The 12,418-nt window shown below is 62.5% G+C and carries 10 protein-coding genes and 1 pseudogene; 9 read left to right on the top strand and 2 right to left on the bottom strand.

Features of this window, described 5'->3' with window-relative positions:
* From miaA to LOY53_RS26965, 9 genes and pseudogenes are all read left to right on the top strand, one after another.
* Complete coding sequence (gene miaA, locus LOY53_RS24105) at positions 1-972, top strand: tRNA (adenosine(37)-N6)-dimethylallyltransferase MiaA (protein ID WP_238215759.1); 972 nt, start codon at positions 1-3, stop codon at positions 970-972.
* 94 nt (positions 973-1,066) lie between these two features.
* On the top strand, positions 1,067-1,327 hold the full coding sequence (gene hfq, locus LOY53_RS24100; protein WP_003258160.1) for an RNA chaperone Hfq: 261 nt from the start codon (positions 1,067-1,069) through the stop codon (positions 1,325-1,327).
* 12 nt (positions 1,328-1,339) lie between these two features.
* On the top strand, positions 1,340-2,641 hold the full coding sequence (gene hflX, locus LOY53_RS24095) for a ribosome rescue GTPase HflX (protein WP_099455491.1): 1,302 nt from the start codon (positions 1,340-1,342) through the stop codon (positions 2,639-2,641).
* 96 nt (positions 2,642-2,737) lie between these two features.
* A complete protein-coding gene (gene hflK, locus LOY53_RS24090) occupies positions 2,738-3,919 on the top strand; it encodes an FtsH protease activity modulator HflK (RefSeq protein ID WP_252826001.1) in 1,182 nt (393 codons plus the stop codon).
* Positions 3,919-4,788 (top strand): protease modulator HflC, encoded by an 870-nt coding sequence (hflC, locus tag LOY53_RS24085; protein WP_027592533.1) that lies wholly within the window; start codon positions 3,919-3,921, stop codon positions 4,786-4,788. Before hflK ends, hflC begins: the two co-directional genes overlap by 1 nt.
* Before the next feature lie 300 nt (positions 4,789-5,088).
* The gene (locus LOY53_RS24080; RefSeq protein WP_027592534.1) at positions 5,089-6,276 is read left to right on the top strand and encodes an ATP phosphoribosyltransferase regulatory subunit; all 1,188 of its coding nucleotides are present in this window, start codon (positions 5,089-5,091) and stop codon (positions 6,274-6,276) included.
* 56 nt (positions 6,277-6,332) lie between these two features.
* A complete protein-coding gene (locus LOY53_RS24075) occupies positions 6,333-7,625 on the top strand; it encodes an adenylosuccinate synthase (protein ID WP_027592535.1) in 1,293 nt (430 codons plus the stop codon).
* Positions 7,626-8,142: 517 nt separating this feature from the next.
* Positions 8,143-8,835, top strand: a pseudogene (locus LOY53_RS26970) (methyl-accepting chemotaxis protein); the annotation flags it as partial.
* Positions 8,836-8,856: 21 nt separating this feature from the next.
* Complete coding sequence (locus LOY53_RS26965; protein WP_408981383.1) at positions 8,857-9,741, top strand: methyl-accepting chemotaxis protein; 885 nt, start codon at positions 8,857-8,859, stop codon at positions 9,739-9,741.
* 33 nt (positions 9,742-9,774) lie between these two features.
* Here LOY53_RS26965 and LOY53_RS24065 read toward each other — a convergent pair whose 3' ends face one another.
* Both LOY53_RS24065 and LOY53_RS24060 read right to left on the bottom strand, forming a co-directional pair.
* Entirely contained in the window at positions 9,775-11,340 is a 1,566-nt protein-coding gene (locus LOY53_RS24065) for an iron ABC transporter permease (RefSeq protein WP_252825999.1), read from the bottom strand.
* The gene (locus tag LOY53_RS24060; protein ID WP_085272310.1) at positions 11,340-12,353 is read right to left on the bottom strand and encodes an extracellular solute-binding protein; all 1,014 of its coding nucleotides are present in this window, start codon (positions 12,351-12,353) and stop codon (positions 11,340-11,342) included. The genes LOY53_RS24065 and LOY53_RS24060 overlap by 1 nt, the downstream gene beginning before the upstream one ends.
* Between the last annotated feature and the right edge of the window lie 65 nt (positions 12,354-12,418).

Below are 12,418 nucleotides of genomic sequence, written 5' to 3'. Positions count from 1 at the left end.
ATGAGCGGCAAGCCCCCAGCAATATTTCTCATGGGTCCGACGGCGGCCGGCAAGACTGACCTTGCCATCGAGCTGACCAAGGTCCTGCCCTGCGAGTTGATCAGTGTCGACTCGGCGCTGGTCTACCGTGGCATGGACATCGGTACCGCCAAGCCTTCCAAGGAACTGCTGGCCGCGCACCCGCACCGGCTGATCGACATTCTCGACCCGGCCGAAAGCTACTCTGCCGCGCACTTTTGCACCGATGCCTTGCAAGCCATGGCGGAAATCACCGCACGGGGCAAGATCCCGCTGCTGGTGGGTGGCACCATGCTGTATTACAAGGCCTTGATCGATGGCTTGGCTGACATGCCGCCGGCCGACGCCAGCGTGCGTGCCGAACTCGAAGCGCAGGCCCGGGAGCTAGGCCTGGTCGAGCTGCACCGCCAGTTGGCCGAAGTGGACCCTGAGTCGGCGGCGCGCATCCATCCGAATGACCCCCAGCGGCTGATCCGTGCGCTTGAGGTTTACCGGGTGAGCGGCGAGAGCATGACGGCTCATCGCCAGCGTCAATTCGCGGAAAGTCGCGGCGCAGACGCAGGCGCTGGCGGACATTTGCCCTATACTGTCGCGAGTTTGGCGATCGCTCCTACAGATCGTCACATTTTGCATCAGCGAATTGCGTTACGATTTTCGCAGATGTTGGAACAGGGCTTCATCGACGAGGTCCGATCGCTGCGAGCCAGAAGTGACTTGCACGCCGGGTTGCCGTCTATACGGGCAGTGGGGTACAGGCAAGTCTGGGACTACCTCGACGGCAGGCTAAGTGAGAATGAGATGCGAGAACGCGGTATCATTGCCACTCGCCAGCTGGCCAAGCGGCAGTTCACCTGGTTGCGCGGTTGGTCTGACGTGCACTGGCTTGACAGCCTTGCCTGCGACAATCTGTCCCGCACCTTGAAATACCTGGGAAGCGTCTCCATATTGAGCTGAGTCCCTGCTAATTGCCGTCTATTCTTGCGAAGGGGCGGCCTAATTTATCGATTTTCTTGATTTTCTATTATTTATCCTTACAGGAGTGCGGCATATGTCAAAAGGGCATTCGCTACAAGACCCTTACTTGAACACTTTGAGAAAAGAAAAGGTTCCGGTTTCCATCTACCTGGTCAACGGGATCAAGCTGCAGGGCTCGATCGAATCTTTCGACCAGTTCGTTGTGCTGCTGAAGAACACTGTCAGCCAGATGGTCTACAAGCACGCTATTTCGACCGTGGTTCCTGCACGTCCGGTTCGCCTGCCAAGCCCGTCCGATTCCGAACACGGTGACAGCGAGCCAGGCAACGCCTGATAGGAGCCTGCATTGTTCTTTGAGCGCCACGGTGGTGGTGAACGGGCGTTGCTCGTTCACTTGGAAGGTCAGAACCCTGAGGCGCGCGAAGACCCGCAGGAGTTTCAGGAGTTGGCATTGTCGGCCGGGGCGGACATCGTCTCGCTGGTGACCATTTCACGGCATCAGCCTACGGCCAAATACCTGATTGGCAGCGGCAAGGTCGAAGAGCTACGCGACCAAGTCAAAGCCGATGAGGTCGATCTGGTGATTTTCAATCACACCCTCACGCCCAGCCAGGAACGCAACCTCGAACGTGTCTTCGAGTGTCGCGTGCTGGATCGCACCGGGCTGATCCTGGATATCTTCGCCCAGCGGGCGCGTACCCATGAAGGCAAGCTGCAGGTCGAACTGGCCCAGCTCGAGCACATGAGCACGCGACTGGTACGCGGCTGGACTCACCTTGAGCGGCAAAAAGGCGGTATCGGCCTGCGCGGCCCGGGTGAAACTCAGCTTGAAACCGACCGCCGCCTGCTGCGGGTGCGCCTGCGTCAGATCAAGGCACGCCTAGAGAAGGTGCGCAGCCAGCGCGAGCAGGCCCGTCGCGGCCGGCGCCGCGCCGAGATCCCGTCGGTTTCGCTGGTGGGTTACACCAACGCCGGCAAGTCCACCCTGTTCAACGCCCTGACCCAATCCGAGGTCTACGCCGCCGATCAGCTCTTCGCCACCCTCGACCCGACCTTGCGCCGGCTCGAGCTGAACGACCTTGGGCCGATCGTGCTGGCCGACACCGTCGGCTTCATTCGTCACCTGCCGCACAAGCTGGTCGAGGCTTTTCGGGCTACGCTCGAAGAGTCGAGCAACTCTGACCTGCTGCTGCATGTGATCGACGCGCATGAGCCAGACCGCATGGAGCAGATCGAGCAGGTGTTGGCGGTATTGGGCGAGATCGGTGCCGAAGGCTTGCCGATCCTTGAGGTCTATAACAAACTCGACCTGCTCGAAGATGTCGAGCCGCAGATCCAGCGCGATGCCGATGGCAAGCCGGAGCGGGTCTGGGTATCGGCACGCGATGGGCGTGGCCTGGAGCTGGTTGGCCAGGCGATTGCCGAGTTGCTGGGGGATGATCTGTTTGTCGGTACCCTGTGCCTGGAGCAGCGTTTTGCCCGCTTGCGCGCGCAATTCTTTGCCCTGGGTGCCGTGCAGAGTGAAGAGCATGATGAAGAAGGGCGCAGCCTGCTGAGCGTGCGACTGCCCAAGGTCGAGTTGAATCGTCTGGTCAGCCGCGAAGGCATGGAGCCGCAAATGTTTGTCGAGCAACACACTTTGCAATAAATGCTCGTCGAGGTCGCCGGGCAGCAGTGACAGGCATTCTGTAGCATTGGACGGCGCGCCGTGGGCGCGTCTTTGCTTTATCAGATGGAGAGCGCTATGGCTTGGAACGAGCCGGGTGGCAACTCGAACAATCAGGATCCCTGGGGCGGTCGCCGTGGTGGCGGCGGCGGTGGTGGCGATAAAAAAGGCCCGCCGGATCTGGACGAGGCCTTCCGCAAACTGCAGGACAGCCTGAACGGCATGTTCGGCAGCGGCAAGAAACGTGGCGGCGGTGACCGCAATGTCGGCAAGGGTGGCGGCTACGGCCTGCTGGGCATCGGCCTGGCGGTGTTGGCTGCCATCTGGCTGTACAGCGCCGTGTACGTGGTCGACGAGCAGGAGCAGGCCGTAGTGCTGCGCTTCGGCAAGTACTATGAGACGGTCGGTCCCGGCCTGAACATCTACTTCCCGCCCATCGATCGCAAGTACATGGAAAACGTCACGCGTGAGCGTGCCTACACCAAGCAGGGGCAGATGCTGACCGAAGACGAGAACATCGTCGAGGTACCGCTGACCGTCCAGTACAAGATCACCAACCTGCAGGACTTCGTGCTCAACGTCGACCAGCCAGAGGTGAGCCTGCAGCATGCGACCGACAGTGCCCTGCGCCATGTGGTGGGTTCCACCTCCATGGACCAAGTGCTGACCGAAGGCCGTGAGCAAATGGCCGTGGATATCCGCGAACGCCTGCAGCGCTTCCTCGACAACTACCGTACCGGTATCACCGTCACCCAGGTCAACGTACAGAGCGCGGCAGCCCCGCGTGAAGTGCAGGAAGCCTTCGACGACGTGATCCGTGCTCGCGAAGATGAGCAGCGTGCCCGCAACCAGGCCGAGTCCTACGCCAATGGCGTGGTGCCAGAAGCCCGTGGTCAGGCCCAGCGCATCATCGAGGACGCCAACGGTTACCGCGATGAAGTGATCGCTCGCGCCAAGGGTGAGGCCGACCGCTTCAGCAAGTTGGTGACCGAGTATCACAAGGCGCCGGACATCACCCGTCAGCGTCTGTACCTGGAAACCATGCAAGAGGTCTACAGCAACTCGAGCAAGGTCATGGTGGCTACCAAGGACGGGCAGAACAACCTGCTCTACCTGCCACTGGACAAGATGGTCGAAGGCAGCCGCAACACGTCCGCACCGGCCAGTGGTGTATCTGCGTCGGTCAACGATGCGGCCGCGCGTGCGGCGCAGGACCTGCAACAGCAACAACAGCCGCCGCGCACTAGGGAGAGCCGCTGATGAGCAATAGATCGCTGATCGCCCTGATCGCCGCTGTGGTGCTGGCCGTCGTGGCCTGGAACTGCTTCTACATCGTGTCGCAGACCGAACGTGCCGTATTGCTGCAATTCGGCCGTGTGGTTCAGGCTGATGTTCAGCCAGGCCTGCATGTGAAGGTTCCTTACGTGAACCAGGTGCGCAAGTTCGACGCCCGCCTGATGACCCTTGATGCTCCGACCCAGCGGTTCCTGACCCTGGAGAAGAAAGCGGTCATGGTCGACGCCTACGCCAAGTGGCGCGTCAAGGATGCCGAGCGCTTCTACACCGCCACTTCCGGCCTCAAGCAGATCGCCGATGAGCGTCTGTCGCGTCGTCTGGAAAGCGGCCTGCGTGACCAGTTCGGTAAGCGTACCCTGCACGAGGTGGTTTCCGGTGAACGTGACGCGCTGATGGCTGACATCACCGCTTCGCTGAACCGCATGGCTAACAAAGAGCTGGGTATCGAGGTCATCGATGTGCGCGTCAAGGCCATCGACCTGCCGAAGGAAGTTAACCGCAGCGTGTTCGATCGCATGAGCACCGAGCGTGAGCGTGAAGCCCGCGAGCATCGCGCCAAAGGTAACGAGCTGGCCGAAGGTATCCGTGCGGATGCCGATCGTCAGCGCCGTGTACTGCTGGCCGAAGCCTATCGTGAAGCTGAAGAAACCCGCGGTGACGGCGACGCCCAGGCGGCTGCCATCTACGCCAAGGCCTACAGCCAGGACGCTGATTTCTATGCGTTCAACCGTAGCCTGCAGGCGTACCGCGAGAGCTTCTCGAACAAGAGCGACGTGCTGGTCCTGGACCCGAAGAACGAGTTCTTCCGCTTCCTGGACAAGAGCAAGCCTTGATGCTCTGAGCCCGTTTTCATTGGGGCTCCGCCCCGCCTGGCAGCTAAAACACCAGGCGGGGTGCATCCTGAATGAAAAGGGGTGTATGATGAGGCAGCCGGGAAATTTCCCGGCTTTTTTGCGTCTGCAAGGTTGATTGGCAAGCCGCCAGTTGACGGTTTGGTCAGCGCGCAAGGCAATTCGAGGGTATTGGGTACGGTGGCTGCGCTGGGATCAGTGCTGCCCGCTGCTGTGCGCGATACCTGCTTTACTGACGGCTCGCCACAGGCAGGCCGCCCGGACCAGAGGGGAAATGGCGTAATGGCAACGGTAGACCGCTGGCTGCTGCCAGATGGCATCGAGGAAGTACTGCCACCTGAGGCTGCGCGCATCGAGATCGCGCGTCGCCAGGTGTTGGACCTGTTCCAGAGTTGGGGCTACGAACTGGTCGTCACCCCGCATATCGAGTACCTGGAGTCGCTGTTGACCGGCGCCGGCCAGGACCTGGATCAGCGCACCTTCAAGGTGGTCGACCCGCAGTCCGGTCGCCTGATGGGCTTCCGCGCCGACTTCACCCCGCAGGTGGCGCGTATCGACGCCCATACCCTGCGCCGTGAAGGCCCGAGCCGCCTGTGCTATGCCGGCAGCGTGCTGCATGCTCAGCCGCGTGCGCTGTCCACCTCGCGCAGCCCGATCCAACTCGGTGCCGAGTTGTACGGCGATGCCAGCCCCACCAGCGATGTCGAAGTCATCAGCCTGATGCTCGCCACGCTGCAACTGACGGATGTCGCCGACGTGCACATGGACCTCGGCCATGTCGGTATCTACCGTGGCTTGGCGCGTGCCGCTGGCCTGTCCGGCGCGGTCGAGCAGCAGCTGTTCGACGCCCTGCAGCGCAAGTCGGTCGACGAAGTACAGGCACTGACCGCCGACCTGCCGAAAGACCTGGGCAACATGCTGCGCGCTCTGGTCGAGCTGTGTGGTGGCCGTGAAGTGCTGGCCGAAGCCCGCGTGCGCCTGGGCCGTGCCCCGGCCAGTGTGCTGGCGGCGCTGGACGACCTCTTGGCGATCGCTGATCGCCTGGCGTCGCGCTACCCAGACCTGCCGTTGTACTTCGACCTCGGCGAGCTGCGTGGCTACCACTACCACACCGGTGTGGTGTTCGCCGTGTTCGTGCCGGGCGAAGGTCAATCGATCGCCCAGGGCGGCCGTTATGACGATATCGGCGCTGATTTCGGCCGGGCACGCCCGGCCACTGGTTTCTCCACGGATTTGAAGACCCTGGTCACACTGGGGCGAGCGGAGGTCGTATTGCCAACTGGCGGCATCTGGATGCCCGACAGTGGTGACGCGGCCCTCTGGCAGCAGGTCTGCCAGTTGCGCAGCGAGGGCCAGCGTGTGGTTCAGGCTTTGCCTGGCCAGCCGTTGAGTGCTGCTCTCGAGGCGGATTGTGATCGGCAATTGATTCAGCAAGACGGGCGCTGGCAGGTACTGCCGCTGACCCATTGAGTTTCTGCGTCGGCAAAAGGCCGGCAACCAAGTTTGCGTGAATGAGGACCAATGTAATGGGTAAGAATGTCGTCGTCCTGGGCACCCAATGGGGTGATGAGGGCAAAGGCAAGATCGTCGATCTGCTGACCGAACATGCTGCCGCCGTAGTGCGCTACCAGGGTGGCCACAACGCGGGCCACACCCTGGTGATCAACGGTGAAAAAACCGTTTTGCACCTGATTCCGTCCGGCATCCTGCGTGAAGGCGTTCAGTGCCTGATCGGCAACGGCGTGGTCGTTGCTCCAGATGCCCTGATGCGTGAAATCACCAAGCTGGAAGAGAAGGGCGTACCGGTGCGTGAGCGCCTGCGCATCAGCCCGGCTGCTCCGCTGATCCTGTCGTACCACGTGGCCCTGGACCAGGCCCGCGAGAAAGCCCGTGGCGAAGCCAAGATCGGCACCACCGGCCGTGGTATCGGCCCAGCGTACGAAGACAAAGTCGCACGCCGGGGCCTGCGCGTTGGCGACCTGTTCCACCGTGAGCGTTTCGCTGCCAAGCTCGGTGAGCTGCTGGACTACCACAACTTCCAGCTGGTGAACTATTACAAAGAGCCGGCCATCGACTTCCAGCAGACCCTGGACGAGTGCATGGCCTACGCCGAGCAGCTCAAGCCGATGATGCTCGACGTCACCGCCGAGCTGCATAACCTGCGTCGCGCCGGCAAGGACATCATGTTCGAAGGTGCCCAGGGCTCGCTGCTGGACATCGACCACGGTACCTACCCGTACGTCACCAGCTCCAACACCACTGCCGGCGGTATCTCCACCGGTTCCGGCGTTGGCCCGATGTACCTGGACTACATCCTGGGTATCACCAAGGCCTACACCACGCGCGTAGGTTCCGGCCCGTTCCCGACCGAACTGTTCGATGAAACCGGCGCTACCCTGGCCAAGCGTGGTCACGAGTTCGGTTCGACCACCGGCCGTGCCCGTCGTTGCGGCTGGTTCGATGCCGTTATCCTGCGTCGCGCCATCGACGTCAACAGCATCTCGGGCATCTGCCTGACCAAGCTGGACGTACTGGACGGCCTGGAAACCATCAACATCTGCGTTGGCTACAAGAACGAGAACGGTGCGGTCATCGACGCCCCTTCCGACGCCGACAGCTACATCGGCCTGGAGCCGGTGTACGAAGAGATGCCAGGCTGGAGCGAGTCGACCCTGGGTGCCAAGACCCTGGAAGCGCTGCCAGAAGCTGCTCGCGCTTACATCAAGCGCATCGAGGAGCTGGTCGGTGCGCCGATCGACATCATCTCCACCGGCCCGGACCGCAACGAGACCATCGTGCTGCGTCATCCGTTCGCCTGATCCGCTTTTACGGCTGATCTGACGCCGCGGCCCTGAAAGGGGTCGCGGCGTTTTCATTTGTAGGCCTGCACCTTGCTAGACCTTGGCACATATCCCTGCTGTTCCCGGCATAACCCTTGCTGTAAGAAGTTTCTGTAGTTGCCATCAAAATAGTGGCGCCAGAAAACACGAGGGTTACACCGTGTCTGCCATCCTCTCACTGTTACGAAGCCGCCTTTTGCGGCCTGTGTTTGTTGCCCTTGGTATCGCTCTTTTGGTGCAGGTGCTGGTGGCCGTTGCGCTGACCCGAAGCACGGTCACCGCGCTGGAGGCCGACCTGGGTGAGCGATTGGGCAATGACAGCCGCAAGCTGGCCAGCGAGCTGGAGCAGGCCGGGCAGGATGTGCGTTCGGGGCTCGATAGCCTGTCTAGCAGCACCCGTCAGCGTTTGAGCGCAGGGTTGTCGACACGCCTGCAAAGCGAGCAGCAGCAACTGCGCACCACGCTGGAAAAGAACCTCAAGGATTCTGCCAACGACATGGCCGAACTGCTGGCCTCGGTCGCCCCGCGGGCTATCTGGGACAACGATGTGCCGGTGCTCTCTGACTTCGCCCGTCGCGCTCAGCGCAATCCCAACGTGCTGTTCGTGGTCTACGACGACGCCCAGGGCCAGCACCTGACCCGCTACCTCAACCGGCAAAACCCGATCAACCAGGCGTTGATGGAAAAGGGGCAGGGCGAGCGGGCGCTGGACAAGGTGATCGATGCGGCTCGCCGCGATCCGGCGGTGTATTTCGTCGAAGCGTCGATCAACCCCAATGGTGCGGAGATCGGCAAGGTGCTGATGGGCGTTTCCACGGCTGGCGTCGATCAGGAGCTCGCGGCCCTTGACCAGCGCTTCGCCGCCTTGATCGCCAGTGGTGAGCAGCTGGTGGGTGACAGCCTCGGGGCCGCCGCCGCCGACAGCGGCAAGACCCTGCGCGAACGCCTGGAGACTGCCCAGAGCAGTGCCACCGCGATGCAGGCCAATACCGCGCAGACGGTGCGTGAAGCTGCTGCCGAGCTGCGCTGGCGTATTGGCCTGGGCCTGGTGTTGGTGGGCCTTGGCGTGTTGCTGGTAGTCGCGTTGGTGCTTGGTCGACGGGTGCTCAGCAAGCTGCGCCTGTTGATCACCGCCCTGAACGACCTGGCTGCCGGTGAGGGTGACCTGACCAAGCGCGTGACCCTCGACAGTCGCGACGAGATCGGTGACATGGCCTCGGCGGTCAACCGTTTCGTCGACAAGTTGCAGCCCATCGTCCGCGAGGCCGGTGAGGTGGCGCAGCGTACGGGTGTCGAGATTGGCGCCATGGCCCAGCGCAATGCCGGTGCTGACGCCGCGGCTGCGCTGCAGCGCGATGAAGTGGCCGCCAGCCTGCGTGACCTGTCGAGCATGGCCGACGAAGCCCAAGCCGAGAGCCATGCCATGCAGTCCGCCTTGCAACAAGTGGTGGATATTCGCCAGGCCACGGAGGAGAACAGCCGGACTTCGACCCAGCTCGCCGGCCTGATCGAAAGCTTGGCAGGGCAGGTGGAAACCGGCTCGCATGTGATCGAACGGCTGGCCAAGCAGAGTGAGCAGATCGAGGTGGTGCTGACAGTGATCCACGGCATTGCCGAACAGACCAACCTGTTGGCATTGAATGCGGCCATCGAGGCGGCGCGTGCTGGCGAGACGGGGCGCGGCTTTGCCGTGGTGGCTGATGAAGTGCGCGCGTTGGCGAGCAAGACGCAAAGCTCGACCGGGGATATCCAGGCGCATATTGCTGCGCTGCAGAAAGGTGCTAAGGAGGCCGTTGCCACTATCAGTCAGGCAGGGCTCAAGGCCAGCGAAGGGTTGTTGGTGTTGCGCGAGAACGAGCGCCGCCAGCAGTCGGTGCAGGCGGCGGTCGAGCAAGTGCATGCAGCGATCGGGCTGGCTACCCGCGCGGCCGAACAGCAAGCGCACGGCGCGCAAGCGGTGCGCGGCCGGGTGGAGACCATCCACGCCCAGGCCGAACGCTCGGCTGAAGTGGTGATGCAGACCACGGCCAGCAGCAAGGTACTGGATGACCTGGCAGCGCAACTGCGGGCCAGCCTGGGGCAGTTCAGGGCGTAACGCCCCCTTTGAGGGGGGGCGCTCCTACAAAACTCACGCCTTGTTGAGGTACATCCGTGTGGTCAGCAGGTACACCGGCAACCCCGATACCACGATTAGCAGTGCCGCATATGGCGCCGCTGCCGCGAACTCGACGTTGGCGGTATGGGCCCAGACCTCAGTGGCCAGGGTGGTCATGCCGGTCGGGCTCAGCAGCAGTGTGGCCGTCAGCTCTTTCATGGCATCGAGGAACACCAGGGCGAAGGCCGCGGCCAGGGCCGGGAAGATGATCGGCAAGGTCACCCGGCAGAACGCGGTGAAGCTGCTCGCGCCCAGGGTGCGGGCAGCCTCTTCGAGCGTCGGCGAAGCCTTGTTCAAGGCGGTGCGTACCGGCGCCTGGGCCAGCGGCAGGAACAGCAGTGCGTAGGCCAGCAGCAACAGCGCAGTGGTCTGGTACATCGCAGGCACGTAGTGCAGGGCGAAGAATACCAGCGTCAGCGCGATCACCAGGCCCGGCAGGGCATGCAGCAGGTACGGCAGGCGCTCAGCCCAGATCGCCAGGCGGCCCTTGTAGCGCACCACCAGGAAGCTGATCGGCAATGCCAGCAACACACAGAACCCTGCGCCGCCAAGCGACACCGACAACGACGTGAGCAGTGCCTTGGAGATTTCGGCGACCGGGAACGCCGCCGACGAGCCAACACTCAGCCAATAACCGAGCATGGCCAGCGGAATGCCGCTGCCCAGCACCGCCAGGCCTACGCAGAACAGCTGCGCCAAGGGCGCCCAGCCGCGCAGGTGCACAGGCTGTGCGCGGCGCGCAACGCCTTGGCCGATACGAACGTGGCGGGCCTTGCCACGCACGCGCAGTTCCAGCCACAACATGATCATGCACAGCGCCAGCAGCACGGCCGAAAGCATCGCCGCGTTGGCGTTGCTGAATTCCAGTTCGAACTGCTGGTAGATCGCCGTGGTGAAGGTCTGCAGGCCGAGGATCGACAGTGCGCCAAATTCCACCAGCATGTGCAGGGCAATCAGCAGGGCGCCGCCCAGCATCGAGGGCCACAGCAACGGCAAGGTCACCTTGATGAACACGCCCCAACGGCTGCACCCCAGCGTACGCGCCGACTCTTCAAGCGAGGTGTCGACGTTGCGCAGGGTGGCTGCCACCGGCAGGAACACCAGCGGATACTTGGACAAGGCCATGACCAGAATGGCCCCGCCAAGGCCTTCGAAGTCCGAGCTCAGCGACACCCAGGTGAAGCTGCTGACGAATGATGGCACTGCAAACGGCAGGCACAGCACCACGCCCCACAGGCGACGCCCCGCCAGGTTGCTGCGTTCGAGCAGCCAGGCCAGGGCCAGGCCGACCACCATGCACACCAGCGTCACCCCGAACATCAGCATCAAGGTGTTGCGCATCAGGCCCCAGACGAACGGGCGCCACAGCAGGTGCAGGGCTTCTCGCCAGCCTGCTTCCCAGGCTTTGAGGGCGACATACGCCAGTGGCAGCAAACTCATTGCCACCAGGAACAGCACAGGCAGCACCACCCAGATCGAGGGGCGCTTGCGGCGCGGCACGAAACGTACCGGCGCCGGCTCGGACAGGGCGGCAGTCATCAGAGCAGACCGACCTCACGTTCAAGTTCCAGGGCTTCTTCGGCATTGCCAAGGTCGGCCGGGGAGATCTTCGGTGGGCGCAGGTCTTCAAAGGGCTTCAGGCCACGGTCAGAAACCATGCCCTTGTGCAGCGGATACTCGGCAGTGGTCTGGGTGATCACACGCTGGCCTTCTTCGCTGGCCATCCAGTTGAGCAGGGCCTGGGCTTCTTTCGGGTGCTTGCTGGCCTTGACCGCGGCGGCGCCGGAGATGGTTACCAGGCCACCTGCATCGCCGTCGGCCAGGTAATACAGCTTGGAATCCAGCTTGCCGCGCTCACGCTCCAGGGCATACCAGTAGTAGTTGTTCACCAGTACGGCGGCGACTTCGCCTTTTTCAACAGCCTTCAGGGCGACCATGTTGTTGGTGTAGGTCTTGCCGAAGGCCTTAAGGCCGGTCAGCCACTCTTCGGCCGCATCACGCCCGTGCATCTTGAGGATGGCTACAGCCTGTTCTTGGAAGGCGCCACTGGTCGGCACGAAACCGACACGGCCATCCCATTCAGGGTCGGCGAAGTCCATGACCGATTGCGGCAAGTCTTTCTCATCGATCTTTTTCGGGTTGAACACCACCACGCGGGTACGCGCGGTGACGCCCATCCACGTGCCGTTGGCGGCTACGTATTCTTTGGGCAGCATGTTCAGGGTGGCGTCGTCGATTTTCGCCAGTAGGCCCAGCTCGCCCAGGTTGTTCAGGGGTGGCGACTCTTCGGTATAGATGATGTCGGCCGGCGAGCGCTCGCCTTCTTCGATGATCTGGCTGGCCAGCTGGTTGCTGCTGCCCTTGCGGATATTGATGTGAATGCCGGTCTTGGCCTCATAGGCCTTGGCGATGGCCTCGCCGATTTCCTTGTGCTGGCCGTTGTACATGGTCAGTGTGACCGGGGCGTCTGCCATGGCGGCCGGGGCGCCGATCACCAGGCTCAATACAGCGGCGGCCAGGGTGCGCATCAGCGGTTGCGGACGGATCGTCATGCGGGTACTTCCTCGCTTACGGCTACATATTTGGAAACAATGGTAAACGAAATCGTTTCTCAAGT

The organism is Pseudomonas sp. B21-031 (assembly GCF_024748985.1).
In the GTDB taxonomy this organism is placed as follows: Bacteria; Pseudomonadota; Gammaproteobacteria; order Pseudomonadales; family Pseudomonadaceae; genus Aquipseudomonas; species Aquipseudomonas kermanshahensis.
The sequence above is the reverse complement of the archived record's forward strand: the minus strand, read 5'-3'. Positions and strand labels throughout refer to the sequence as shown.